The sequence below is a fragment of the Paenibacillus sp. 8b26 genome (genome assembly GCF_050626875.1).
GTDB lineage: Bacteria > Bacillota > Bacilli > Paenibacillales > Paenibacillaceae > Paenibacillus.
In genome coordinates this window covers 1,619,617-1,645,781 of the sequence record NZ_CP192445.1, presented here as the reverse complement: position 1 = coordinate 1,645,781, position 26,165 = coordinate 1,619,617, and the positions used below count along the sequence as shown (strand labels likewise).

The following is a 26,165-nucleotide window of genomic DNA, read 5'->3' as shown; positions in this document are numbered from 1 at the left end:
AGGGGGGCATTCGAAGTGAGTTTTGTATCTATAATAGCAAACGAAAAACTATGTTGTATAATGTCTGATGGTAGACTAACAAACAGATCTACTGGCGAAATTGCACAGGAAGACTTAAAGAAATACGATACGTACAACAATAATACTTCTTTTATAGCATCAACAGGAACAAAAGGAGTATCAGATTATATACTTAAAAATGTGAAAATTGAATCAAATAATTATGATGAATGGATTGACACATTCGAGAAACTTTATGATGATCCTGGACTAAGCCTCATTTTTAAGTTACATCCTCAGAGTAGACTTCAATTAACATTCGGTGGTTTAAATCACAAAAATCAAATTGAGCTTTATTCTTTCAATTACACTGGAAGAACAATAAAAAAACACAAAGTGTCCAAGGAAGAATATCTATTGCTATTATTGGGTGAGGAGGAATATTTCGATGGTCCATGTGACATATATAAAAGAGAATTGGAAAACAAAGAAAATATAACTGCGTCTGACCTAATTAGTGTGCAAAAACTAATGAATAATCATGTGGCTGATTTAACTCCTCATGTAAATAAAAATACCTATCGCCTAGTTATCAAAAAGCAATAAATGGCATGTATTGAAGGAAGGCGATGCGACTATGACAAATAAGATCAATCTATACGTGGATGACCTCAGAGACTGTCCTGAAGGCTTCGTGGTCGCTCGTACATATTATGAAGCAATAGATATCCTGGAGAGCAATAGTGTGGCTATTCTTACGCTTGATCATGACTTGGGTGAAGATGTGAACGGTGTAGAGTTAACGGGTATGACCTGGTGAAGTACTTTTGTGAGCATGGTCTGAGAGCGGACAAGATCTATTTGCATACGGACAACCCTGTGAGACGCAAGAACATGTATGAGACTTTGTTGGCAGCTCAACGGAGAGGATTTATTGATGAGGATATTGAGATATATCATTACCCTATAACGGTGAATAAGTATTCTGGTTAAAATAAGGAGGGTTTATAATGTCTAAAGTTGATCAATTATCAGTAAGAGCAAAAGCAAGCCTTTCACATTACATGGATGCATATATTCGTGAAAGATTGGGTTTCCTCCAAGGTGATTTCAGTGATGCTGATATCGATGCAATCTATACCAGAATCATATGGAGGTATAAAAATATCACCCCCAGAAAAGACTCAGATTACATCGCCGAAATCAAAGAACAGATCAACAACTCAAATGAATTCAATATTGACTTGAAAGAGCATATTGTTTCTTGGGTAGAAAACAGACCCACTACTGAGAGACATGATTACTATAAATCATTGTGTTTACAGTATGGTTTGCATGAAAAACAAATGATTCGCCCAGAACACTTAGAGGGCAGAATAGCTAAGATAATTAAAACTAATGGCGCCAGTCAGAATTATCGATGAAAGGCATGTTTCAAATGTTCTGTAACAATACAAACACTCAAGTTTGTATAAAACACCAATTTTACCATCCAGTTACCCCCATATTGACGGTGACTGGATTTTTATTTTCTTAGATGGTCACAAAATAAAAATTGTACAGTTCTGTTTACTACTAATTTTCTACATAAAAAAGAAAGCGCAAATTTACGCTTTCCTTAATTTAAATCAAAGTCCAAAATAATCTAAATTCATGAGTCGATTAGTTGTTCAATTTGCAATGTAACTATAGCTGAATTTTTTATAAGAATCTCATTTTCGTGAATGTTCGTCTTCATAATGTAATCATTCTTCTTAGTAATAGTAACTAAACTTCCAGTAAGTGTTTCACCATTACTAAGTCTAATTATAATTATATAATTTGGAAGGAAACGTTGAATTACTAACTCTGATACATTTTTCGAGGCATAAATTAAAGAGTAAGAAAGCAACAAAAATAAAAGGGCAGACATAACTGTTACTATATAGCTTTCCAGCTTTAATACATTGAATTTCATAATATTATCCAAAAGCATATATCCTATAAGTATCACTATTAGGATAATCATAATAAAAAAAATATAGCCTTTTTTTAATGTTATATCCAGCTTATTGCTTTTACTTAATATATTAATAGAAAACAATAATATACCAAAAAAAACTATTAGGATGCATCCCGACATCCAAACACATTAATCGTAAGCGCTACTATTGAACCTGAAATAATAAATATACCCACAATCAGAAATAGGTTTAAACTTACAAACCGACTCAGACGGATTCTAGAGTGTACCTTTTCTATGTTACTTATATTTTGTTCAGCTATCCTTGAAATAGTGTTCGCTAATAATGACAAGTCACTTGCCTTCAAATTATGTAGCCTCCGTATCGAAATTTACCCCGTATGATTCAGAGATATGACACTATCATAATACAAAATATAGGTATAAATCACCATTAGTTTGGAAAGAGAAACTTGAATTCGACAAGTGAGAGGATTTGACTTCCATAATGCGAAAAAGGCTTGGTGACATATATAAGCCCAGACAGGATCATCTAGGCTCTTTGCTTTGTCTGAACTTAGTTATTCAATTTGGTTAGTTTTTGGTTTCTTCTTGTAATTCGTCGTCTGGAACAAAATCTATAATATCAGTCAATTTACAGTTAAAAACCTTACATAATTTATCTAACCATTCAACATCAATTCGCTTAATAGTTTCGTCATACAGCATTCCTACAGTTCCAGCACGGATGCCAGTTAATTCCGCAAGTTCTTTTCGAGTCATTTTATGTTTTCCCAATTGCTCTGAAATTTTAATCTTGATCATTAAGATAACTCCTTTTCGACATATGTATTAATAATATCATTTTGAAATAAAATATCAATATTCGATAATAAATTACGCCTAGTGTATTTACATGTATCTCTTAGTGTGATATTATTTCATCATAAGTTATAAAATAACACTAAGTGTTAAGAATGAAAGGGCGAAAACGAAATGACCAAAACAGCAGTAGCCAACAAGCAAGCCATCATCGACATTGTACGCACGAATCAAGTCTGGGAATCAGAAGAAGCCGCTGAAAAAGAGCTATATTATTATCATATCATCGATGCTCTCAATCGCAAATGGGAAACGATTGGCCTTAACGTTTCTGACGCGATTCAAGTATTCGAAAATGGTAACGATAATCAGTGGACTCGTATTATTGAGTCAGCACCGTACAATTCTGGCCTGTCCACCAATGACCTAATCAACATGCTCAATGTCTCTCCTGAAGCAACAGGTATCCGAAACGATATGCAAATTATCCTGAACACTGTTGAGAGAAGAAATTCCTTTATTAGCAGAATCGTAAACGTTAATGGAGAAGACACATTTCTTTTACTCCACCAAATGAAGGACGAATATTTACAACACGATCAACTTACAGATAAACAGTTCATGCAATTGTACACTGTGAATCCCGTAGAGGCTCTATCCATGTATTTCTTGCTGCCTATTGATATTATCTCATATTGGGAATGGCGTGACTGTGGAGGTACGTATGAGAAGGCTATCCAGTATAAACGTGAGGAACCTTTGATGCCGTTTATTCAAGCCATTGAACGTGCTGAGGATGAAGCTATGGATATGGCTGCTGGCTGCTAATGTGTCACATGACACAACTATAAACCGAATGGAGAAGATACATATAACAATCGCACTGAGCAAACTGCAACCAACTCAATCCACCACTAACAACAAAGAGGTGTCTGCCATGAACACTGTATTTGAACAAATGTTGATCGAATTTGAAATCAAGCCTACAGCCGTTATCCTTATCGACATAATGAAATTCCACCTGAACACTGTTGAACGTATGAATGAATTTGCTAATCGGATGCTGAACGAAGATTCGCCTTTCTCCTTGATCGTGAAAATGTGGAAAGAAGATATTGACGCTCACGGTTATAATGTCAAAGCTGACTTTGTATACGATTATTATCGTAACAAAAAAGCCGCATTTGAAAAGTTGTTCCAAGAACCAGCACATGACTGGAAGATGGATAGATACGAAACTGATGATCCTGAACACATCTACGACACATATTTGGCACAAGGTAAATACTCACATATGACGGAAGTCGCATTATTCGCTTAATCCAATAATACATAGCAGGATGGAGACAACCACATAATCCGTCCTGTTATTTCATGTAACAATGTGATAATAACATTCAGTAGGCTTCAATAACCTTTTTAGGGCTTTTGATACCTATGACTGATAATCAAATGTAAAAGAGTCATTTTATCATCATAATCAACAATGTAACGTTGACAATATATCCTATAAAATCAATCAAGGAGCGATAACTAATGTACAAGTGTGGACGACTCATTAAAGGGAAGCTTTTTCTACAGACTTGGGATGGTCAATTGATCAGTCTCAAAACATTAGCTCAGGGTGACAGAAAGGCTTGAGTGAGATGAGTTGGATTAGTTGAATTCAATTCAATGTATAGAAGAGAAGCATAAGTTTTGTTTTTAGTAACAATATTATATGTGGCTGAAAGTAAATTTTAAAATTGAATTTGAGCGAACTTAACAGGTGAAATTTTACATTATGGATTGTTTACTATTTTACAGATTGTAACTGGAAAGAAGTAAAAAAACTCATGATCTGATCCGTGTAGAATGAAGTTACCAGACACCATTCACACAAGGACAATCAGATCATGAGTTTTTAACAGATTAGCATCATCGAATGTTGCAAACTTACGAGCAAGTCCGCATAGCCTTTGTTTATCTTTCGTGATTACTAGGACTTAACTGTGTCCATTCTGAAGCGTCTCTATCCGTAAATATATACTCTGTGTTAGGATCATCTCTAAACCTAACTGTAACAGGATATTTAGGCATTAAACTGAGCCTTGCTTTAATACTTAGAATATCAGATTCAGAGTACCCCTTCTCATTAGTAAGATAGGATTTTAAGCCTTGCTCCAGAGAATTTAATTTTATTTGCAAAGCCAAATATAAACCACCAATAACTACGATAATCAAAATTAACAAGGCTATCAAAATTTTTTTCTTTTTCAATATATGAACCTCCTTTTATAGATTAGTATAGGGTTCATAATGAAGTTTTCATTTCAAAATTAATTAAACATGATTTAGATAACTGAATCCTCTATTAGCGAGCTGTAAAAGAAGTTACATAAACAAAATTACTAGATATCGTTACTTCTGCTGGAATCACGAATCCAATAACATCAGCACTACTATGTGTACCCACAAAGTCAAATCCTTCCCCATAGTAAAATGCTTGCCATATAAACTTCGAACAATAATTAGGAGATATTGTACTTAATTTGGAAAATGGATTGATAAAATATTCATTTACTCGTGAATAATTATTTGTTGCCCATTTAGCTGCATTGACGCCTCTTCCGTCCCTTGGTCTATAAACTTTAATAGTTTCTCCTTTGCCGTGCCTAGCCATATAAGTTGTTAAATTATCTATTACACCGCCATTCTCTCCCGGTGTTACATGAACAACATTGAAATTAGAGTTTACAATACCTACATGACCTACAATTTTAGAAGAACCTCCAAGAGTCTTAGTGGAGTATAAGATATCACCAATTCTCATTGAAACGTTTGTGCCTGGATATGTAGGACCAATTTCGGCGTAAGGACCAATTAAACTATCAGTTGGTAGTATGTCAGGAATAATCATATCATCTTCACTAAAACTATCATATGTGTCATCACTGACTGTAACATTTTCCGCTGCAATTTTTTCCTCTGTACCAACACTATTTGCACTTACTGAGGCTTGACCTACAGGTATAAAACCCAACAACAGAAATAAGACTGATAACGCTAACATACTTTTAACTAAAAAACTTTTCACAAAAATACCTCCCAAGGATATATTAGTTCCTCCACACTATTGGATGAGTAATTAATTGCGATCAAAGGCTCAGTATTAAATCGCTTTATTATACCCACATATCCACATCTTGAAGTTAGTAGAGAAACAATATGCTTATTTTACTCATTAAATCCAAAATTTTGTATAGGAATAGTTGACCAAAAATAAAGTTCTTAAGAACTATATACTTTTTTGGAACTATTGATATAGATACTGTATTTACTTAAAAAATATTCCTTTTATAGCGGTATGATGGTTTGTTATTACAGCAAAAAATAATATTATAATTAGATTAAGAGGATTTTGTCATGCGTATCCAATGATCCGGCAAATTGTTTTGAAATAAGTATATTTTATGATAATAATGCTTAGGAAGTTTGAAATTAATGTAATTATCTGTATTCCTGACATTGTCACTTTATCGAAAGGAGATTAAGATTGATATATTAGTAGAACTATTTTAGGGTTTGCTGACGCGCAGTTAATGTGCTATCTGGTACAAAACGAAAGATACGTCAAGAAAGACAAAGGACGACACTTGTCCATTATCTTTTGTGTGCACCGGGTTATTGATATTGTACCTATAATATGGAAAAAAATGGATGAAAAGTATCACAGGAAGGATATTGAGTTTTTAGAATCAGTGTTTAGTTAAATTACTTTTGATTTTGAAAGAAGCCCTCAGAAGGAGTAGTGTTATATATGAATCTAAATCAGCAGCACACAATGACCTACACGCTAAACAGCGGTATCAAAGGAACAGTCAATCTATCCAGTAAACAAATACAGGACTGGATAGAATCTTATCATGTAGGAAGCAAATATGTGACTACAGTAGGCAAGGAACACTTTGGATTGAATCCTGAGCTTGTAGCAGATTTTAAGGTACATAATGAATATTCTGAGCAGAGGGAATATGTAGCAGCAATACATCCTACAGCAGCAAGTAAGGCCAGTGAGCAGTTAGCAGACGCATACGGTCAACACAAAACACTAATTCAGGTAGAGTGTAAATGTGGAGCTTCCTTTATAGAGGATTCACCATATAAAAGGAGTAAATGGGGCTGTAAAGAATGCGGTGATATTGTGTTTTTGGATAGTAAGAAGGGTATGGTTGATACAGTGAAAGGGAAAGCATGGTATATGACCAATAGGTATTTTGTGGAGAGAGGCTGAGGCTTCTTTCAATTTGAAATAAACCACCATTTATAGGGATGGATGCAGTAAGAAATCAATAGTAGCTTTTAACAACTTGTTATAAACCAATGGTATCAAGGGTTTTCACATTATGAGAAAAGCATATGCTCCAGTTATTCATTTTTAAGGGGAATCAACAAAAATACAGTAAGAAATGAGCTAGCTAAAGCTTAAATAAATTAATATATAAAAGCCTGATTTTAAAAGATAATTAAAGAATCTTTGTAGCATTCATCAATAGTACAGTGATGTAAAGCTGAGATGTGGAGTAAATAGTAAAGGAGAAAGTTATGACACTAACCGATTACAGGACGAAGCATAAGGCTGATGTTTTCAGGGAGAGATTGCAATCCTTGCTCAAAAGATACAATCCTGAAGAATATTCAATTTTTGTTGCAAACAAAATAAATTATATCTATGAGAATAGAAAAGATATGGTGAGATATCCAATTCACTTTCTTTTGCACTCAATTCAGGCAAATGCTTTATACCACCACAGACATAGAAATGAACCGATTGACACTAAGGCTCTTAATAAGATAATGAGACATTATACTCAATACTACGATCCTATTGCAGAGATTTATTTATCGGATACAGATGGAGTAGTTCCATTTTTTATCAATATGTCAAGACAGCAATTCTATTTACAGCAGAGTTATGGTATTGATTCGTTAGGCAGGTCATTATTATTATTTGATTCTAAGTATTTAAAGAAAACCGAATCCTTTTTGAAAGAGAAATACAATTTGACATTCTATCAGTGGTATTGTATAGGTTTTGCAATATATGCTGGTTTAGATAATTTGGAACAGAAAATTATTGATAAATCATATTTGTTGTCGATGTGTGGGGAACATATAAGAGAAGAAAATATTGATTCTTTCTTTGAAATAGTCTCCACAACATCCGAAGGAGTAAAAGAAATTCAAAATGATATTTTTAAAAAAGTGGGCGAAATTCAAGGGCTTTTCTATGACACCTATTTACAAGGCAGCTTCTTTTCCAAGCCCTTTCTAAAATTAAAAGATGGTGGTTATTTGGCTGTTCATAAAGAACTTTTTATGAGAAAAGTGATAGAAGGCATATTTGACTTATGTAAAAAAGAGATACCAAGTGATTTCGGAGTTGAGTTTGGGAAATCTTTTGAAAGTTATGTAGGAGAAGTAATCCGAAATTTTATACCCAACAGTAAAATCATTACAGAAACCGATGTCCGAAAAATTACAGATAGAAAAGTTTGTGACTACATTCTTGTACTGGATGATTGCATATATCTTATTGAATGTAAAGGCGTAGAATACAGCGCTCACATTGCAGCAGAGAATGCTATGAAAAACGACAATTCCACTAAAAAAATAAGTACAGGATATGAGCAATTGACTTCAGCAGCAAAAATGCTTAAAGAGGGTCTGCTTGTAGATTTGGTTGGGAATATAGACTCAAAAAAAATAATCGCATCTGTTATTACCTATAAACAGTTGTATCAAGCAAATACTCAATGGTATTTTGATAAGATCATATCTCCAAATATAGCAAATAAGGATATTGATTTAGAATTGTTTGATATACGTCCACAAGTTGTATCGATCATGGAGTTAGAAAAAATAATGTTATATTTATCGGAAAACAATTTTGAAATAGTAAAATTGTTTAGGGAAAAAGTAGATAAAAATGATTTTATTACTGGAGATTGGATCGTCTATTTAAAAAATAACGAAGCCAGTATACAATTTTTAAATGATGCTTTTGAAAAATTTATAAAAGATTTTGTTCAGAGAGTTTTTTCAGAAGAAATAGATATAGAAGTAACTTAACCTTATCATTAAGAGACGATTATGTATCTTTTTTGTATATATGGACGCTATTAGAAAGCGATTGAAACATGTAAAAGAGAATGACTTGGTGCATGGTGAGTGGATTCCTTGGCTTAAGTCAATTGAAATTAGTCACACTTCAGCTAAGCGAATGATGCAAGCCTTTGAGCAATTTGGAGATGCGACATCGCAACTGCCAGTTAGCAAAATATTCGAGATGCTATCTCTACCTGAATCTGTTGATCGTCTGGAGTTTGTTAAACAGGAGCATACTGTACCTTCGACTGGGGAGCAGAAGACCATGGAGGAAATGACTGTGAGGGAGGTTAGATTTGAGTTTCTTCTATTATATATAATTGTACTCTTCTATCTTTGGGACATCTTGTCCTAGAGATAGCATACATATATGAATTGAGTAAGCCTATTAGAGTGAAAATTGATGAAAATATGTCATCTACTCCGCTATTCCTGTTACGATTCACGATTCGATTGAGGTACGATACAAAACATAGATAAATAAAGGATTTTTCGAATTTTAGTTTTACATAATTTAATTTATAAAAACTTAAAAATCCATTGATGCATCAAGCTTTTTTGAACATTTTTCTCCGATACGCACGATACGCATTACGATGTTGATCATATTTACTAAAAATCCTTATTCCATCTATGTTTTAGCTGTTTTCTCGATACAGCTACGATACAAATATATTCAGGCATAATTTTGAACCACAATGACTCAAAAAGCCATATGGAGTAAGTGTTTTATCATCATGTTATCAAGTTTTACGATTGAGCTTCGATACGGGTGTCGATACAGGTCGTCCTCTACAGTGTCTCCAAAGTTGGTGATACCCCCTTATAAGGTTGACACAGCGTCAACATTGACTGGATTTACATCTATAAATCACACGAATTCGATATTTTCTAAGCTGTATATTGGGTTGTACGTTGTGTCCAACTATCAACTATAAAGTATATCAGTGCTAACCAACTTGGTTAATACCGTCTTGAATTTCAAGATGGTTATTTCAGCTGAACTATTGGTCATGCAGAACGTTGTATAGTAAATAATTTTCATCAATTCTAGTAATGCCACATAATATTAATTATGTTGCAAAGTGAATAGGATAACAGTATAATTAGACTATATAATGCAACATAATTTATATAGAATCTACTTAAATTGAATGCAACATAATTGTATGGGAGTGGTGAAGATGATCCAAGCTTTTGAGGGATACTTACGGCAAGATGAAAAAAGTCTGAATACAATTAAAAGTTACATACTTAATGTAAGTGGATTTATGAAATGGTTTGGCGAAAGTAAAGGAATGGAGTTCAATAAGCTGCATAGAGAGAATGTGAAGGATTATATTAGTTACCTCAAAACAGTGAAGAGGCTTGCTCCTGTATCCATCAATGCTAAGATCAGCGCACTCATTAAGTTTAACGATTACCTGATTGAATCAGGAGTGCAGACAGAGGTTGCGATTAATAAAAAGGATATGTTAAAGATTCAACGTCAATATGCTTCACTGGCTACTGTTGGACTTACTGACGTTGAGAAGTTCAGACAATTGGTGCTGGAACATGAGTCAAAACGGAACTATGCTATCGTGTCATTACTGGCCTACTGTGGACTACGGATTAGTGAAGCTCTAAATATTCGTATAACTGATTTCAATTTGACATCAAGAGAGTTAATTGTATCCGAAGGCAAAGGAAAGAAGACTAGAACTGTGTTTATGGGAGATAAGGCGAGGACAGCCATACAGAGTTGGATTAAAGATCGCACAGACAAAGGAATTACAAGTGATTATCTGTTTCCAAGTAACAGAGGAGGTAAATTAGACAGAACCGTGATCAATAAGCATTTCAATAAATACTCAGCTATTGTAGGAAAGGAAATAACTCCACACGATCTGAGACATTTCTTCTGCTCATATGCGTTAGAAAATGATATGTCAGTCCATGAAGTAGCGAATCAAGCAGGGCATAGCAACATTCATACTACGCTCTTATATGCTAATCCTACAAAGCAAATGATGATAGAGAAGATGAACAGACTCTAAATTCATATGTGTACACTGTTACAAACCTAGATAATCATGTCTAGGTTTGTATTGCGTCTACTGATCAATATCAATAGACACGGAATATACAGTGGGGGGTATTTTACATCCAAAACAACACTTTAATTTCCAAATATACCCCTAGCACATCCACTCCGACACTCAGGTTATTTTTCGACTCAATAGCATACACAAATTGTAGACGGTAGTTGGTCTGCTTCACACATCAATTTTAAACCGAATATACCGATAAATTATAAAGGATTACGAACATAACTATTTAATTAGGTAACTTTGTATACCTAAAGTTGTATTATGATTTTCCAAATAAACTATACATAAGCGAAATGATGATACCCTTAATCAAGAAATCATTACAAACTATCTGAAAAGGTATCTTAAGTAAATATCTGAGAGGTATATGATTTTATTCTAAAAAATGGTACAATCATGAGCAATAAAACAAATCTATTTTACTACTTGTTTCTCAATTACATAATTTATTTAACTATGCATCATATGACGATTTTATGCTGAAAGGGTGGCTTATCCATGAAAATCACACCCACGATTAGAGCAGAAGTTCAAACCTATCTGATACGGAAAGGATTGAGTATGACCAAGTTTGGTCGCATTATTGATTTGAATCCGGGTACAGTGAGCGGTATTGTAACGGGCAATCGTACCATTTCGATGCACCAATTGGATCGCATCACGTTAGGAATGGATTTACCCCCAGACCATTTTTATGAACGTTACATTGAAGAGTGCATTATGGAAGAACCGCTGAACTGGAAAAGAATTAGCCCGTTCTTGTACCGCTGTGTGCAGTTTCAGCGCGTAGACTGTTTGCAAAAAGTTGTAAGTGTTCTGCTGGATAAGCCGAGCTATCTCCATTATCTCTTTGAATTAGCCGAGGATTGTTATGAAGAAGGTTATAATGAAGCAGCGGCTTACCTATACGAGAACATCGCTGAGGGTGAGAAGTACCAACATTCTGATCGATTGGCAATCTGTCATTATCGTATATTCACGATTCAGGTTGGAGACGATCAACGCCGAAATTTCAAGGCAGCTACACGTTTTGAATCTTTTGTTGAGCGCCTAGATGAAATAGACCAGCTTGACGCATTGAAGGACTTGGCGAACGTGTACAGGTCTTTGCGTCAATGGGACAAGGTTGATGAAATGGCAAAAAAAATGAGAGATAAAGCGGAAATCCAATATTCAATGAAGCATCAACAAAAGAGTCGAAAGAACAGGGAGCATGAAAAGGAGACTAGGGGGCCGTTATTTGGATACATTGCTTATGCCGACTTACTGTGTGCGAGTGTCTGTGAAACCCAAGGCGATTATCAACAAGCTCTACAATATACATACGCCTATGCTAATTTAGATTGGGTTTTGGAGACGGACGAGAACACTCTGCATTGGATAAAAATGTTTCAAGATTGGGCGCAATGTAATACTTATATTAATAAACTCCTGTCTGGAGATACATGTGTGCTTCCAGATTATGTTGAATACATTGCTGCATCAAAAGTCGATAAAGAAATGATTACTAAGCTGTTGAACGTAATGTTTGCTGCTAACCGATTTCAGTTAGATGTGAATCACGTACTTGAACGTTTCGAGACGCTCATTGACTCCTTTGTGCAAATGGGACAGCCATCATCTGACATGTACACTAAGCAAGTAATACCAGAGCAGTTTGCGCGATTTGAATATGAGTTAGCTTATTATTATTTGTATCGGTCGATGCATAGTGATGGTTTTAAATACTTGATGTATGCAATGCTAAAGTCACATATAATAAATAATGAGGCATACTTTATAAATTGTATGGGTTTGTTTTTACATTTTCAGGATTATGCGGTTCCAGAAACCAAAGCAGGATTTCTAAATCTTATTGAAAAGGTGTGGATGAACAATGTTGAAAAAAACGGTACTACTGATCATTGCGGCTAGCTTTTTGTTTATTGTTACTGTGCCTGTTCAGTCGCATAGTTACATCCAACTTCATGATCAAGTTGGGGGATTTTAAACGTGTAATAAATTTCTGAAAAAGGCGTTGAAATAATGCACTCCTAAAACGGTTGTTGGAGAGAACGTACAAGTTCAACCAATGAAGTTTGGGGGTGCATTATTTATATATGGGAATCAGTATGTATCAAAAGAGGCAGACCAAAATAATTTTGCTCTGGCAAAAACGCAGACAGATATTGCTCAAGAACTTGTATCACCAAACAGCCGTTACATAACTACAAAAAACTCCTAACTCTTATCCCTGAGTTGCAAGATATGGTTGATGAGCAAGATTTGAAAGCGACGACTGCTATACCCTAACTTAGGCATCACCTAACAGTGATATACACTACTATAGTCGTAGTAATCTCTGTTTTGTTTCAGTTCAAATGTCACATCAATTAAAAGGAAATATCAGGATAATTGATGGATGTCTGGACTACTGTCAATAGAATGGACACCCCAAGTCGAGAACTTCAAGCGGGTTTTCGGTACAATCGTTCATACTGATTTGGAGATACATAACCTAGGGAAGAGTGGATTCGTTTTCCATTATAAAAGCATGTAATATATTCGAAAATCTGCTTCTTTGCCTCACGACGGGTTTTGTAGTGGTCTAAGTAAATCAGTTCCTTCTTTAGAACGCTGTGAAAGGATTCGATACAGGCGTTGTCATAACAGTTCCCCTTGCGGCTCATGCTGCCTTTCATATGGTACTTAACCAGCTTAGCTTGGTACTCGTGAGATGCGTATTGGCTCCCTCGATCAGAATGATGCAGAACCCCTTCGCCCGGTCGTTGGACACGATAGGCTTGGTCAAGGGCCTGAATGACTAACTCTTTAGTCATCCGAGAATCCATGTGGAATCCTACGATTTTGCGGCTGTACAAGTCCATCACGCTCGCCAAATAAAGCCAGCCTTCATCGGTGGGAATATATGTAATATCCGTCATCCACACCTCGTTTGGGGCCCCAGCAACAAACTGCTGGTTTAAAAGGTTCTCATGAACAGGCAGTTGGTGTTTGGAGTTCGTAGTTGCTTTGTATTTTTTCACGGTTCTGGACTTTAAACCAAGCTCTTTCATGATTCGCACTACCGTTTTTTCCGACACGGCAACTCCTTGCTGAACCAAAGCTTTATGAATCTTCCGGCTGCCATACAAACGGCGTGAATCCAAAAAAATCCGGCGGATACGTTGTAAGAGCTTTTCCCGTTGTTTTTGGCGTTCTTTATGAATCGTTCGAGTTTGTACCCATTTGTAATAGCCGCTTCGTGAAACGCCAAACACTGCACACATCTTTGCAACACGACACTGGAAGCGGTGATCATATATAAAAGAAAAGATCAGCGTCGGTCTTTGGCAAAGTAGTGCATCGCCTTTTTTAGAATATCGTTCTCCTCTTCCAGATCACGAATGCGTTTGTGGAGTTCTCTTGTGGCTTGATCCTCTGGCTTCAGGTTCCCGCTGCCAGGGAAAGCCTGTTTCCCATCTTGGTTGTGTTCGGCTACCCAACGATACAGCGTGTTCGCGGAGATGCCCAATTCTCTCGCCACTTGAGAGACAGGTTTACCTTCTTCTTGAATCATTTGAACGGTTTGAACTTTAAAAGTCTTGTCGTAGTTTTTACTCATAGGGACGCACCTCGAATGAATTTGATTTTATTCTCGCATTCTCGATTCTCGGTGTCCACTTTTTAGTCTAGCATCAGTCCCTAATTCACCCCTTCTGATAAGATTATTTCCATCTAAATTAAAATGGACGTGATCAAATGGGGAGAATATTGGTTCCACCTGACAAGCTGATGGAAGTGGCTGACCAGTTCTTGCATGGTAAACACGAAATGGAACGTATGCTGAATTTTTTGAGCGGGAGAATATATTTTGTCCAACAGGGTTGGTCTGGAGCCACCCGAGAGAGATTTTTTCAGGAATTTCAGGTTTCTCGACAATCTATGAGTGTGACGATTGAACGACTATCGACAGTAGCACAGGAACTCATCTTTATTTCGAATAACTTCACACAGGTAGATGGGGAAAAAGTCGTACTGGATGTGCCGGGAAATGGTGTACCTATCAAAACGGCATCCAGCGGTGAAGGTTGGTTACATAAAATCTTTGAACAAATCGGTAAAGCTGAGATCACAAAAGCCGAAGCTCAGATGGAAGCTAGTAAGCTTCAAGGGGAAATTTTGTGGGATACTGTTCAAGGAGCAAAAGGAGCCATTCAGGAAGATTTAACCTTGGGAATGCTGCCCGACAAAGATCGTAACTATGATCATCCTATGGCTGCTAAAGTAGGTGAAATTCTCGGTCACGTAGCTACGACATTGCAGGGAGCTGGTGAGGTAATCGTTGGAACAGGTGGAGAAGGGTTATCAGTTGCTGTTTCATCCACGGGAGTTGGTAGTATTATCGGAATACCTGGATTGATTGGCTCAGCAGCTTTAGCGGCACATGGAGGTACAACCGCAGTTAAAGGCGCAAGCGGAATAGGAAAAAGCTCAGCGGAATTGTGGCAGATGGCGAAGGGAGAAGGTGGAGGCTCATCGAAATCCACTCCTTCTTCGGGAGCTAAGGCAGAAAGTGCGACTCCTACTGAAAGTAAGGGGAGAAGTCAGGAAGAACTAAAGCAAAGATTGTCGCATGAACGTGAATTGAAAGCAGACAAGAAACCCGAAAATCGTATGGAAACATTAGCTCAAGCAGAAAAGAAAATTGCTGAACATAAAATGCAGATGGAAAAACTAATCGACAGTGATGGGAACTTTAATCTTAGTAATGGAGTAATAGAAAATGGAAAAATAAGCGAACACCAACTACAATCTTGGGTTCCATCAGGAGCAAGTAATAATTTTAGACCTGATCCTGGTATTATTGAGAGTGGTTATAAGTATAATTTTAATTATAATGGGACAAAGGTTGAAATAAAATGGCATTCACCACAGCTTAACCTGAGCAGCAAGCTTTCTCCATCTGAGCTTGCTACAAGCAATTCCTATAACGGATGGAGCGCACAAATTAAAATAGGAAGAAAGTATTTGGGTACTGACGGGAATTTGTATAGAAATAATCAGCAAAATATTAGCCATATACCAGTTGATCTTGGGAGGTAAACAATGAATTTGAATGAAATTAAACAGTTGCCTGATATTATGTCTAAAGAACAGTTAGAGTCCTATATTATTCAATATTTAGACTCCATTGAAAATTTAGAGAAGATAAATATTCTTGAAACGTTGGAATGTTTTTCAGAATTTGCTGACAGGAAGACTTATACTTACGAATTGTTAAGTGATTCGTTGAGAAAAAGATTAGACAGCTTTGTCCAGAAAATATGGGATGATACATCTTCAGAGTTAGTAGATGTATACTCTTCAGTTGTTGTCAATCTGAACTTAAAAAGTAGCTATAACTTGATGAAAGAATCTTTAAACAAAGATTTGGATGAAGATGTAAGGGAAATCATCGAGGAAACTGTAAATGAAATTGGTGAAGATATAGAGGTTCCATTTAAAATGAACTAATATATGAGTTCAGAGCTAGATATACATGATATCAGACGATGTTGATTTGCCTCCAAGCTTGCTCCTTAAACATAGGGAGTGAGCTTTTTTCATAGCTAGCCTATTTGCATACACCATGCTCCAATATCAACCGTAATGTGGCTGAAAGCATTGGTTAGGTTCAGGTAGAAATACGAAACTTAAGAGACAGAAAATATACTAAGAGAAGGATCAAATTGACAATGCGAAAATCAATATATAGTGTTTTAAAGATTATTTTAATTTTTTTTATCTATATATGCTAATAAAGTTGTTGTAGAAGGTGGATATATATAGTATAATTCATTTATTGGCACTCTTTCTATGTGAGTGCTAAAATTTATTATGATAGGTAGGTGTGCAAGAATGATAAAATCCAATCGTTCAGTAACAAGCAACCCTTTATTTTTTCCACCATCATTAACAGCGTTAAGACGGAGAAACCCTCTTTCTCAAAGTGAGCATGACAGGTTAGTTAGAGAAATAGCACTATATTATCACAACCTTGGAAAATATGTTCTTGCAGACCACATCAACTGGATTCATGGTAGACCAAAGGCTATTTCTAATATTGTGCCTGATATCGAAGTATATGATAGTGAAGGAGTTTCTTACATCGAAGTTGAAACATTAGATAGTTTACTGCTAGATCACTCAAAATCACAATATAGGGTAATGAATCGTTTCAAAAATTCAAAAGTATTTCTTCAATTACCAAAGAACTATGATCCGAGACGTAAAGAAAAGGCAATAAATGATTTCTATAAACTCAAGCTTTCTAATATTAAACTCTTTGTGAGCCAATGAACTGATATCAGAGTGTTTAAATTCACAATAAAACATGAATATATCTTAGATTACTTACTTTAAAATGGGGTGTTAAATAACATGTCAAGAAGTAGAATTATTACCGATCTTGTAACTGAAAACATGAACATAGAAAGCGCCCTATATAGATTAAAAGTTATATTTTATGAACTGAAAAGCAAAAATTTAAATGATTGGATAGATAGTGAAATTAATGGATATGCATTAGACCAAGATATTCCTGCTTATAGAAAAGTAAGAGGAGTGCTTTTAGGGACATTTACAAATGGCAGAATTATTGTGAGAGACAATCCCCTTCCTGCTGTACATTTAAATGAAAAAGATTCTGCATTATGCACTGTGGGAGAATTTAAAGAGAGTGTATCAGGTTTATATGGCATGGGAGAGAACCATGTGAAAAGTTATTTACCATTAGAAATAATTCAAGAAATAATAGGGAACCGTCATGGATTAGCTATTTATGATGCATATATTGAATTCGGTAAAAACCATATTAACGGGATTATTTCAAATATAAAAAATACAACACTTGACATTCTTTTAAAAACAGAAGAAGAATTCGGAAATTTAGATAGTCTGGATATATTCAATCAAGCGACTATAAATGATAAGAAGAAAACTGAATTTTCACAACTGATTTTTAATATGGTTTATGACCAGTCTTCTAAAATCTCATTGGGAAATAACAACACTTTGAAGGGCAGCGATATAACTATTTAATACAGGAGGGTATATGCAAATCAAAATTGGAGATAACAATAAATTCAATAAGACTAACATAGGAACTAACAACAAAGTTGGACATAAGAAAGAGAAGAACAATTTTTTTTCTAGACACCCATTCCTAACTTCTGTTTTTGCAGGTTTAATAACCGGGATTATTTTATTATTTAGTTTTTGGAAAGATATAGTCACTAATATAGAGGTTTTATTGAAATGAATTTATGCTCACAATTTTAGTGTAAATAAATCTTCAGTATTTTGTATAAGCTTATTAGTTAAACTTAGTATGTCCCAAAATGATTTGTCTTTAATTGAGAATGGGTGTCTGTATAATTATGGATACCTTTTTTAATCTACGAATCGTTACTTTAGATTCCCAACTCGACAAAGATGCTGCGCTTACAAGGAGACAACGGTAATACGTCAAATTTAACTCACCATGCTCCAACATCAATCGTGACAAAATTGTTCTGCTTGGGTACAGGTAATAAAGCAGAAGGAACAATGGTTCATCTGAAAGATGTGACTGATACAATTGGCGAGAATGAATTGAGCAATCTACCCAACAAAATGGCAGCAGAAATTTTTTCTATTATATATGCATATTTCGTGATAATGAATCGTGTAGCTAAAAGTATATCAATGTAGCATATAAAATATATATTGACATGAATCTATCTATAAACTATACTAAAATAGTAACTGATAAATATAACGATGGAGAAAAGGAGATACAAAATGAGGTGGAAATAAAATAGTTTCACGTAAACAAAAGTTAAGTAGTAGAAAGATAATACATATTGCATTACCAACGATAGTATTAAATTTAAAAGTAGATTTACAACACAGCAAGTCGACAAAAATGAATACTAGATTGATGGATAAGTCAAAACAAGATTGTGGAGCTTGGTTTGTTTGTTCTGTCAAATTGGATAGTTAAGTTTATTTGTTGTGCGATCTTTGAAAACTGGATACAGGAAAATGGGGGTAGTCTATATTTCTATAGGTGAGACGTCATTAGTTTATGTAAACTGTCTAATTATCTTCAATTAAAGACATTTATGCGCTGAACAGAAAGGAGAAATTTTGACACAATCAACAAGGAAAAGGATTACTGTTTCAGATGTACTAACTGAACATATCCACAAATGGCAACGTGGAGATATTATTACAATTGAAGCTGGTACAGGTGTTGGTAAAAGTCACTTTATAAAAAATGAACTCTATCCCATAGCGAAAAAAGAGAGGGCTAGGATTCTTTTCTTCCTCAATCGAACTAGGCTAAATGAACAGTTTCAAGAGGAAATTAAAAGGGATGGGAAGTCAGATGTAATTACAATTATCTTGTATCAAAAGTATGAATGGGAGCTACTGAACAATAATGTGATTGTCAAAGAGGACTATAAGTACATAGTGTGTGACGAGTTTCATTACTTTTTAACTGAATCAAGGTACAACAAGAACACCGAAGATTCATTTTATGCGATGATCAATGAAACAAGTAGGATAAGAATATGTATGTCTGCAACTGCTGACGCTATGATTGCTTTCTTCAAGTATAAAAATATAAAACACGAAAGTTATTCTATTCCTCATGATTACAGTCACATCAAGGAATTGATTTTCTATCAAAATGACAAAGTGTTGGAGAAGTTTTTACGTCAAATACCCAAGAATCACAAAGCGATCTGTTTCACTAAAAGTTCAGCTAAGGCGTTCAAACTACATGATACATTTAAAAACTCTATGTTTGTCTGTTCTCCCTCTGGAACCGCTCCAGAGAAAAAGCACATGAACAAAGAAAAGGTTAGTAAGATGCTGATTGATGAAAAGTTTGACGAACAGTTTGTATTCAGCACATCTACCCTAGACAATGGCATCAATCTAAAGGATAAACTAATCAAGTATGTGATTGTCGATATTATGGATATAGACGTTCTGATTCAGTGCTTAGGTAGGAAGAGGATCATCGACCAATCAGATAAAGTCACTGTAATCATCAAAAAAATCTCGAATAAAATGTTGAACAAACTGATTAGAGACTGTGACAAACAGATCGAACCTGCTTTATACCTACAAGAACATGGAACATCAAACTATGTGGAGAAGTATAGGAAACAGCCTAATCGTATTGTATATGACCGTCCAGTAAATAACGAAGTTGGATATGATAAAGCTATCAATGATTTGATGTTCTTCAAAGAGATATATGACAAGCAGTTTTTTGAACAAGTAGCCAGTGAAGAAAATGGATATATGAACTACATAAAAACGAAGCTCCAACAAGATACATATACAATATTGGATGATACATATGAAAAGGCTGATATTACAGATTACTTGGATACAATTGTAGGTAAACGTTTATACAAGGAAGAACAAGCAGAGTTAATTAAAAAAGTTGATTTACATGATGGAAGAAGAAGACAACAAAAAGATGTTGAACAGTTAAATATTTATTTTCAGAAGAACAGTTTACCATATAATATCAATAATGATTCTAAAACGAACAAGGACAGAAGAAGACGATTAGACAACGGTGATGTTAACCCAAACTATAACAAGAGGTATTGGATATTGGCTAAACATATAGTTTTTGACTAATATGTTGCGTCCAAAACGTGGAAAAATACCTATATAGACACCGCTAAATCGAAAAAACGGTAAAAAAACCTTTGTTTATATAGCTTTTAGTGCGTCCAGAGTATGGATGTAATACTCAAATCAAAAAAATCAAAATTAGGAGCATAGGGGTGAATTGCCGTAGGCAAGAGGGGAAACGGTGACTGGAAATACTACTATGTAGCGTAGCGAAATAGTTTTATTTACCATGAGTTTCCCTTGCACTTAAAAGCATTAAAGATTAAGGTCAAAAGAATCTCCGCAAGCGCTACGCTATTGCTACGTCATCCAGTCACTTGTGACTGTCTGTAATTTAGATATTTGAACCTGAATCAGAAGCTAATCATGTAATGATTACAATATAAGCAAGTAGATTGTTTGAATAAATTAATTAGATGATTTTCTAATTAGATGATGAAGGCACAGAAAATAAAAAAGTATAACGCACCTTAACGATTTGCAACCTTTGCCATAAATTTAAAGTAGGAGCCAGTAAAAATAGCTCAGAATTACACCAATACATATACGAGGAGAAAATAGCAATGAAAAATTTGAATGATACCAAAATGAATTTTAGTTCAGTAAACCACTTTAAACAACAGGAGTATAGAGACATTACAGAGTCCTATTCATTAACGAACGAAGAAGTCAGAGGATTTTATGATATGCTTTGGTCTATGCTTATCTATGAAGATCGTACATACGAAGTTTGGAAATATATCCGTGAAAATTCAGATGAAACTGAGTCAGAAGATGTTCAAGTTCCTTTACCTGATTGTACAGAGAAGTTTATGAGCATGTTGGAGCAGAATCTGATGCGGGAATATGGTAGTAACGTATTAGGTCATTATGAACGGGCATATCAACAAGAAAAAGTGGATTTTGAACTGTATAAAACTGATGGTATGAATGTTAGGGGGAGAGCGCTCTATCCGTACCTTTCAATCATAAATAATTCATATAAAAATCGAGATGATCATGACGCCAACATTGTAAATAAATTGATAGAAATAGTGGTAAAGTTAACTGATCTCAAATTCCCAGTTGAAGGCGAACAAAGTCAATTAGTTCATTAATTCTAAGAGATGAAAGGGGGGATGCGCTTGATTGGTTAGCATGTTTCGATACAATAATCTATAGTATCCTTTTACATATTCCTTTATTATGTAAAGTTGATTGGTTCGTAGCCGACTTATGTCTATAATGAGGTGTTAATCATGGACGGTAAAAAATTTGTTCTTATGCTTTTGTTTTTTTGCTTGTCGTGCATTATAGGACTAATTGCTTTAATCTACGGATTCATCTGGTTAGTATTCAATGGATAGCTTATAAAATCAACATTTTACAATGGAGGCTATAAATTTGAGGTTGGGGAATTATAGTACATAAATACACACAGAGCTAATCCCACAATGGGTTAGCTCTTTTTACTTACAGTAAAGTCCCAAATCTCAAGGGATTAATAATGTCACCGTATCATTTTTTTATATTCATAATTTATATCTTGCATATATATAGTGAAATTATAAGTAATAAAATTATAGAAAGCCCAATAAATAATATTGCTGCAATAGTTATTGAACCTCTGTTTCCTTTATTGAATTTCTTAATTAGTTCGATTAGTTTATTCATTCTAAATCCCCTTATTAGTAAATAAATTGTATCAGTAAGGTACGTAGCTGTTAAGTCTCATATACTACCTTCTTCTAAAAATATAAAGTGAAATATGATGATATAGTACCATAATGTGGTACTATATAACCACCTGTAAAATTGAATGGGAGGGTATATTTTGCTATGAAGTTTGATGATGGTGAATATTTAAGAAAAATTGATGTAGTAATAAATAGTTTGATTTTCGCAAGTCATGAAAGAAGATTAGCTATAATAGAGAGGTGTAGAATTTTAGAAAGTAAATTAATTAACTGTACGCAGAATGATCTTGATCTTTTAATCGAGATAAAATACGAACTAAGAAAAATTGAAGCAGATGCCTATGAGGCTAATCGTCATAGAAAGTTATACCTATTTAGTGCATTAGGTATCGCTGCTATAGTTTATGGAATTGATTATTTGTTTATTAATGGGCTTTCATTGAAAGAGTATTTTTCATATCTAGTAATTAGCGTAGTAGGGGCTTTTCTTTATTTTCTTACTTCAGCTAAGAATGAAAGTGATGCCCCTCTATATAAGATTATAGTTGCACTTATCATTCCTTTTTTATTCATTTCATTTCTGTTCCAGAAAGATAACAAAGTGTTTGATATATGGGATAAAAATCTTTGGAGCTTTATATTGGGATACAGCTCAGAATTATTAATTAAATTGTTAAATAAAATAATTGATAAGGCAAAGAAAGTTATAGAATAGGCGGCATGAAAGCATTAAGTTAACAAATAAATTTGATTAAGAGGAGAGTATACTTTTTGTCTATTCTCCTATTTTTTTTCTTACTAGCATGATAACCTTTATATAGATATCGTAATATTTTTAAATGGAGGTCTATATGAAGAGAATAGCTACATACTATGCCAGATGCTCAACAGACAAAGAAGAGCAAAAGCAATCAATAGATAATCAAATTAGTGGTTTAATGAAGTACGCAGAGGATCATGACTATATATTGTCTGAATCTGGTGTTTTCAGTAGTAGGGATGGAGGAAATATTCCATACAAGGGATACGTCGATGAAGGTTTTTCCGGTGCTAAATCAACTAAGTACCGTAAAGCTTTTCTTCAAATGATGAAAGATGCTAAAGCTGGATTCTTTGATGTTATATTAACTAAATCGGTTAGCAGATTTGGTCGTAATGTAAAAGAGATGCTGATTCACATTGACGAACTGAAAAAAATTGGTGTAGGCGTATGGTTTGAAGATATACAATCTTTCTCACTAAATAATGCAGATATGCTTAAGATACAATTGTTTGCGACTTTAGCTGAGGCGGAAAGTACGTCGAAGAGTGATAGTATACAGTGGGCAAAGAAAGAAGCGGCAAAAAAGGGCATTTGGTCAGGTAGAGAACCATACGGCTATAATATCATTCAGGGCAAATTAGCTATTAATGAGTATGAAGCTGAAGTAGTCAGAAAAATATATAAGTTATACATTGATGATTTATATGGAGTAAATAAAATAGCTAAAAAACTGTATGTAGATGATCAAATACCAACTAAGCGCGGAGGTAAATGGACTGGATCACATGTTGCTAAGATTTTAAAAAATGAAATTTATTTAGGTAAAGTTAGACAGCATAGAACAAGAAAGTCTGATATTAATTCTAATCTAATTGAGAAAATCCCAATTAATAAGCAGATTATTTATGATGATCAACTACTTAGAATTATAGATGACGAGACTTTCTTTAGGGCAAAGGCTGAAATGGCTAGTAGACCGCATATTGAGAGTTTCACATACAACACAAAACATGATGATGGGAAAAAAGTTAGAACAGGTGCTGAGACAAATGGTAGGGGAAGATATTCAACCTCTCATTTATTTAGTAATTTATTATGTTGTGGAAATTGCGGTGGGATGATGAGAAAAAAAGTACAAAAAACAACTCGTCAGACACACCATTATTATTATTGTCGTAATCATGAACAATACGGAAATTCTGTATGTGAATATCGTAATTTAGTAAGAGAAGAAGAAATGCTTGAATGGATAAAAGAAGAGATAAAGGAACGTATCAATGCTCCAGAAGTAAATGACTGGTACTACACAAAGCTAATTGAAAATAGATATCAAACAGTTGACTTTGCTAAAACAATAAAGGAACATACTGAAAGGTTGACTGAATTAGCTGAAGAGAAGGAGACTAACTTTAGGTTGGTAGTTAAAAAATTTATTTCTGACGAAGAATATAATACTAGAAATCAATCTATTGATTCGGAAATGCAAAAGTTACAAAATGAAATTAAAAGATTGAATTTTATTGATGATGAAATATATAGTTTAAAGTTAAAATTTGAAGATTTCAATAAAGAGTTGAATGACCTCGATTTGAATGATTTGAGTAATGTGGTATTACGTAAATTTCTTCAACGAATTACCATAACAACTTATGAGGGTGAAACTTTTAGAGAAATTAACTGGAGATTTCTTGATTCTGATGAGGATGACATTATAAATAATAACCCAACTATAAAGCAAGAGATCTACGAAGAGGAAATGCTCTATGAGGAGGAAATAGCCTTTATGGAGCAGTATGGAGAGTGAGGGGGTATCCCTCACTTTTTTTGTTCTTTTAACGACCTTTTTATAAACATTGTACAGGCGATGAACACAGGACATGATGGATCGCTATCGACGGGACACGCAAATAATATCCGCGATATGGTCAGTAGACTGGAGACGATGGTGCTAGGCGGGGCTGAGCTGCCACTAGGCGTGGTACGGCAGCAGATCAGCTCGGCCATTGATATATTCGTGCATTTGTCACGGTTGCGGGACAAATCCAGACGGGTGCTGGAAATTAGCGAAGTAACTGGCTTTGAAAATGGTGAAGTGGTGCTCAATCCGCTCTATCGTTTTCAGGAACGGGGCGAAAGTAAAGGACGCATCGTCGGAGGGCTGGAGCGTTGCGGTGAAGGTCTGCAACATACGCTGAAGCTGCAAATGGCCGGGATGAAGCCGGAAAGCTGGAGCAGGGGGGAAGCGTCGGTATGAAGCCAGGAAAAGCGGCTGTGAAGTCGGAGCAAGCATCCCGTCTGGCTACTTCTCTGCCGGACTATACGGTATATACATTGTCACCTGTGCAAAAAAGCCTGTGTATTTTCTTTAGTGGTGTGCTCTTCGCGATCATTGGCTATCTTTTTTATCATCAATGGATATTGTCGTTGCTGTGCGCTGCTGGAGCTTTGGTGACGCCTCGTTATTTTCGTCAGTTTTTGCTGCAACGGCGCAGGTCGGCTCTGGGCATTCAATTCAAGCAGGCTTTATATTCGCTCTCGTCTTCCCTTTCGGCGGGGAGGTCGGTGGAGAACGGCTTTCGTGAGGCCGTAGAGGATTTGAGGCTGCTTAGCCCGGATGGAGATCATGATCTGATTTTTGAATTTAACATTATTACAGCCTGTCTGGAAATTGGACAACCCGTGGAGACGGCTTTGCAGGATTTTGCTCGTCGGGCGCAGATGGAGGACATTACGAATTTTGCGGACGTGTTTGCAGCTTGCAAACGAACCGGGGGTGATCTGGTGGAGGTCGTGCGACGGGCTTCAAGTGTTATAGGGGAGAAGCTGGAAATTCAGCAAGAGATCGGTGTGATGATCGCGCAGAAACGTTTTGAATCGAGGGTTATGTTTGCGGCGCCTTTTCTGTTTGTACTGTTTATGACAATGACTGCGGGAGATTACATGATGCCGTTATACAGCGGGACAGGTATGATTTTGTCTACCTTTTGCCTATTGGTGCTTGGTGGCTGCCTCGTATGGATTAACCACATTATGAAAATTGAGGTGTAAGGAGAGAT

General features: G+C 35.3%; 25 protein-coding genes and 1 pseudogene. 22 read left to right on the top strand and 4 right to left on the bottom strand.

The window, feature by feature from the left end; translation table 11 throughout:
- The first annotated feature begins 15 nt into the window (after positions 1–15).
- The 4 genes from ACQ4MX_RS07295 to ACQ4MX_RS07280 are packed head-to-tail and all read left to right on the top strand — an operon-like array spanning position 16 to position 1,424.
- Complete coding sequence (locus ACQ4MX_RS07295) at positions 16–606, top strand: hypothetical protein (RefSeq protein ID WP_431089951.1); 591 nt, start codon at positions 16–18, stop codon at positions 604–606.
- Positions 607–637: 31 nt separating this feature from the next.
- The gene (locus tag ACQ4MX_RS07290; RefSeq protein WP_431089950.1) at positions 638–820 is read left to right on the top strand and encodes a cyclic-phosphate processing receiver domain-containing protein; all 183 of its coding nucleotides are present in this window, start codon (positions 638–640) and stop codon (positions 818–820) included.
- Positions 817–993, top strand: a complete 177-nt coding sequence (locus tag ACQ4MX_RS07285) for a hypothetical protein (RefSeq protein WP_431089949.1) — start codon at positions 817–819, stop codon at positions 991–993. The genes ACQ4MX_RS07290 and ACQ4MX_RS07285 overlap by 4 nt, the downstream gene beginning before the upstream one ends.
- 17 nt (positions 994–1,010) lie before the next feature.
- Positions 1,011–1,424: a hypothetical protein gene (locus ACQ4MX_RS07280; protein ID WP_431089948.1), complete on the top strand. Its 414-nt coding sequence runs from the start codon at positions 1,011–1,013 to the stop codon at positions 1,422–1,424.
- A gap of 1,112 nt (positions 1,425–2,536) precedes the next feature.
- Here the strand turns inward: ACQ4MX_RS07280 and ACQ4MX_RS07275 are convergent.
- The gene (locus ACQ4MX_RS07275) at positions 2,537–2,767 is read right to left on the bottom strand and encodes a helix-turn-helix domain-containing protein (RefSeq protein ID WP_431089947.1); all 231 of its coding nucleotides are present in this window, start codon (positions 2,765–2,767) and stop codon (positions 2,537–2,539) included.
- 171 nt (positions 2,768–2,938) lie between these two features.
- On the opposite strand from ACQ4MX_RS07275, the gene ACQ4MX_RS07270 reads away from it, so the two are divergent.
- Positions 2,939–3,592, top strand: a complete 654-nt coding sequence (locus ACQ4MX_RS07270; protein WP_431089946.1) for a hypothetical protein — start codon at positions 2,939–2,941, stop codon at positions 3,590–3,592.
- A 109-nt stretch (positions 3,593–3,701) separates the two neighbouring features.
- The gene (locus tag ACQ4MX_RS07265) at positions 3,702–4,085 is read left to right on the top strand and encodes a hypothetical protein (RefSeq protein WP_431089945.1); all 384 of its coding nucleotides are present in this window, start codon (positions 3,702–3,704) and stop codon (positions 4,083–4,085) included.
- A 641-nt stretch (positions 4,086–4,726) separates the two neighbouring features.
- Here the strand turns inward: ACQ4MX_RS07265 and ACQ4MX_RS07260 are convergent.
- Positions 4,727–5,023 carry a DUF3139 domain-containing protein gene (locus ACQ4MX_RS07260; RefSeq protein ID WP_431089944.1) on the bottom strand — a complete coding sequence of 99 codons (297 nt, stop codon included), beginning with the start codon at positions 5,021–5,023 and terminating at the stop codon, positions 4,727–4,729.
- A gap of 94 nt (positions 5,024–5,117) precedes the next feature.
- Positions 5,118–5,840: a hypothetical protein gene (locus ACQ4MX_RS07255; RefSeq protein ID WP_431089943.1), complete on the bottom strand. Its 723-nt coding sequence runs from the start codon at positions 5,838–5,840 to the stop codon at positions 5,118–5,120.
- Positions 5,841–6,563: 723 nt separating this feature from the next.
- Here ACQ4MX_RS07255 and ACQ4MX_RS07250 point away from each other — a divergent pair.
- The 5 genes from ACQ4MX_RS07250 (at position 6,564) to ACQ4MX_RS07230 (ending at position 12,918) form a co-directional block, all read left to right on the top strand.
- Positions 6,564–7,037 (top strand): hypothetical protein, encoded by a 474-nt coding sequence (locus tag ACQ4MX_RS07250; protein WP_431089942.1) that lies wholly within the window; start codon positions 6,564–6,566, stop codon positions 7,035–7,037.
- A 311-nt stretch (positions 7,038–7,348) separates the two neighbouring features.
- Positions 7,349–8,875: a hypothetical protein gene (locus tag ACQ4MX_RS07245; RefSeq protein WP_431089941.1), complete on the top strand. Its 1,527-nt coding sequence runs from the start codon at positions 7,349–7,351 to the stop codon at positions 8,873–8,875.
- 40 nt (positions 8,876–8,915) lie between these two features.
- On the top strand, positions 8,916–9,266 hold the full coding sequence (locus ACQ4MX_RS07240; RefSeq protein WP_431089940.1) for a DUF3102 domain-containing protein: 351 nt from the start codon (positions 8,916–8,918) through the stop codon (positions 9,264–9,266).
- Positions 9,267–10,095: 829 nt separating this feature from the next.
- Entirely contained in the window at positions 10,096–10,950 is an 855-nt protein-coding gene (locus ACQ4MX_RS07235; protein WP_431089939.1) for a tyrosine-type recombinase/integrase, read from the top strand.
- 552 nt (positions 10,951–11,502) lie between these two features.
- Entirely contained in the window at positions 11,503–12,918 is a 1,416-nt protein-coding gene (locus ACQ4MX_RS07230; RefSeq protein WP_431089938.1) for a helix-turn-helix domain-containing protein, read from the top strand.
- Positions 12,919–13,451: 533 nt separating this feature from the next.
- Here the strand turns inward: ACQ4MX_RS07230 and ACQ4MX_RS07225 are convergent.
- A protein-coding gene (locus ACQ4MX_RS07225) for an IS3 family transposase (RefSeq protein ID WP_431089937.1) occupies positions 13,452–14,608 on the bottom strand; the annotation gives its coding sequence in 2 pieces (ribosomal slippage) (positions 13,452–14,353 and positions 14,353–14,608; 1,158 coding nt in all).
- Between the two features lie 137 nt (positions 14,609–14,745).
- Between ACQ4MX_RS07225 and ACQ4MX_RS07220 the strand changes: the two genes are divergently transcribed.
- From ACQ4MX_RS07220 to ACQ4MX_RS07170, 11 genes and pseudogenes are all read left to right on the top strand, one after another.
- On the top strand, positions 14,746–16,089 hold the full coding sequence (locus ACQ4MX_RS07220; protein WP_431089936.1) for a WXG100 family type VII secretion target: 1,344 nt from the start codon (positions 14,746–14,748) through the stop codon (positions 16,087–16,089).
- 3 nt (positions 16,090–16,092) lie between these two features.
- Complete coding sequence (locus tag ACQ4MX_RS07215) at positions 16,093–16,500, top strand: hypothetical protein (protein ID WP_025685358.1); 408 nt, start codon at positions 16,093–16,095, stop codon at positions 16,498–16,500.
- Between the two features lie 384 nt (positions 16,501–16,884).
- A complete protein-coding gene (locus ACQ4MX_RS07210) occupies positions 16,885–17,325 on the top strand; it encodes a hypothetical protein (protein WP_431089935.1) in 441 nt (146 codons plus the stop codon).
- A gap of 81 nt (positions 17,326–17,406) precedes the next feature.
- Positions 17,407–18,066 carry a hypothetical protein gene (locus ACQ4MX_RS07205; RefSeq protein ID WP_431089934.1) on the top strand — a complete coding sequence of 220 codons (660 nt, stop codon included), beginning with the start codon at positions 17,407–17,409 and terminating at the stop codon, positions 18,064–18,066.
- Between the two features lie 13 nt (positions 18,067–18,079).
- Entirely contained in the window at positions 18,080–18,286 is a 207-nt protein-coding gene (locus tag ACQ4MX_RS07200) for a hypothetical protein (RefSeq protein ID WP_431089933.1), read from the top strand.
- A gap of 869 nt (positions 18,287–19,155) precedes the next feature.
- Positions 19,156–20,673 (top strand): hypothetical protein, encoded by a 1,518-nt coding sequence (locus tag ACQ4MX_RS07195; RefSeq protein ID WP_431089932.1) that lies wholly within the window; start codon positions 19,156–19,158, stop codon positions 20,671–20,673.
- A gap of 560 nt (positions 20,674–21,233) precedes the next feature.
- Complete coding sequence (locus ACQ4MX_RS07190; protein WP_431089931.1) at positions 21,234–21,767, top strand: hypothetical protein; 534 nt, start codon at positions 21,234–21,236, stop codon at positions 21,765–21,767.
- A gap of 721 nt (positions 21,768–22,488) precedes the next feature.
- Positions 22,489–23,061: a hypothetical protein gene (locus tag ACQ4MX_RS07185; protein ID WP_431089930.1), complete on the top strand. Its 573-nt coding sequence runs from the start codon at positions 22,489–22,491 to the stop codon at positions 23,059–23,061.
- Between the two features lie 136 nt (positions 23,062–23,197).
- Positions 23,198–24,913, top strand: coding sequence for a recombinase family protein (locus ACQ4MX_RS07180; RefSeq protein WP_431089929.1), 1,716 nt, complete (start codon positions 23,198–23,200; stop codon positions 24,911–24,913).
- Positions 24,914–24,955: 42 nt separating this feature from the next.
- A pseudogene (locus ACQ4MX_RS07175) lies at positions 24,956–25,363 on the top strand (ATPase, T2SS/T4P/T4SS family); the annotation flags it as partial.
- Positions 25,360–26,157 (top strand): type II secretion system F family protein, encoded by a 798-nt coding sequence (locus tag ACQ4MX_RS07170; protein ID WP_431089928.1) that lies wholly within the window; start codon positions 25,360–25,362, stop codon positions 26,155–26,157. The pseudogene ACQ4MX_RS07175 and the gene ACQ4MX_RS07170, both read left to right, overlap by 4 nt.
- Positions 26,158–26,165 lie beyond the last annotated feature (8 nt).

Excerpts from the sequence above, each read along its gene's own strand:
- ACQ4MX_RS07290 (WP_431089950.1), top strand. The coding sequence starts at position 638 with ATGACAAATAAGATCAATCTATACGTGGATGACCTCAGAGACTGTCCT.
- ACQ4MX_RS07280 (WP_431089948.1), top strand. The coding sequence starts at position 1,011 with ATGTCTAAAGTTGATCAATTATCAGTAAGAGCAAAAGCAAGCCTTTCA.
- ACQ4MX_RS07275 (WP_431089947.1), bottom strand. The coding sequence starts at position 2,767 with ATGATCAAGATTAAAATTTCAGAGCAATTGGGAAAACATAAAATGACT.
- ACQ4MX_RS07270 (WP_431089946.1), top strand. The coding sequence starts at position 2,939 with ATGACCAAAACAGCAGTAGCCAACAAGCAAGCCATCATCGACATTGTA.
- ACQ4MX_RS07265 (WP_431089945.1), top strand. The coding sequence starts at position 3,702 with ATGAACACTGTATTTGAACAAATGTTGATCGAATTTGAAATCAAGCCT.
- ACQ4MX_RS07250 (WP_431089942.1), top strand. The coding sequence starts at position 6,564 with ATGAATCTAAATCAGCAGCACACAATGACCTACACGCTAAACAGCGGT.
- ACQ4MX_RS07245 (WP_431089941.1), top strand. The coding sequence starts at position 7,349 with ATGACACTAACCGATTACAGGACGAAGCATAAGGCTGATGTTTTCAGG.
- ACQ4MX_RS07240 (WP_431089940.1), top strand. The coding sequence starts at position 8,916 with ATGGACGCTATTAGAAAGCGATTGAAACATGTAAAAGAGAATGACTTG.
- ACQ4MX_RS07235 (WP_431089939.1), top strand. The coding sequence starts at position 10,096 with ATGATCCAAGCTTTTGAGGGATACTTACGGCAAGATGAAAAAAGTCTG.
- ACQ4MX_RS07230 (WP_431089938.1), top strand. The coding sequence starts at position 11,503 with ATGAAAATCACACCCACGATTAGAGCAGAAGTTCAAACCTATCTGATA.
- ACQ4MX_RS07220 (WP_431089936.1), top strand. The coding sequence starts at position 14,746 with ATGGGGAGAATATTGGTTCCACCTGACAAGCTGATGGAAGTGGCTGAC.
- ACQ4MX_RS07215 (WP_025685358.1), top strand. The coding sequence starts at position 16,093 with ATGAATTTGAATGAAATTAAACAGTTGCCTGATATTATGTCTAAAGAA.
- ACQ4MX_RS07210 (WP_431089935.1), top strand. The coding sequence starts at position 16,885 with ATGATAAAATCCAATCGTTCAGTAACAAGCAACCCTTTATTTTTTCCA.
- ACQ4MX_RS07205 (WP_431089934.1), top strand. The coding sequence starts at position 17,407 with ATGTCAAGAAGTAGAATTATTACCGATCTTGTAACTGAAAACATGAAC.
- ACQ4MX_RS07200 (WP_431089933.1), top strand. The coding sequence starts at position 18,080 with ATGCAAATCAAAATTGGAGATAACAATAAATTCAATAAGACTAACATA.
- ACQ4MX_RS07190 (WP_431089931.1), top strand. The coding sequence starts at position 21,234 with ATGAAAAATTTGAATGATACCAAAATGAATTTTAGTTCAGTAAACCAC.
- ACQ4MX_RS07185 (WP_431089930.1), top strand. The coding sequence starts at position 22,489 with ATGAAGTTTGATGATGGTGAATATTTAAGAAAAATTGATGTAGTAATA.
- ACQ4MX_RS07180 (WP_431089929.1), top strand. The coding sequence starts at position 23,198 with ATGAAGAGAATAGCTACATACTATGCCAGATGCTCAACAGACAAAGAA.
- ACQ4MX_RS07170 (WP_431089928.1), top strand. The coding sequence starts at position 25,360 with ATGAAGCCAGGAAAAGCGGCTGTGAAGTCGGAGCAAGCATCCCGTCTG.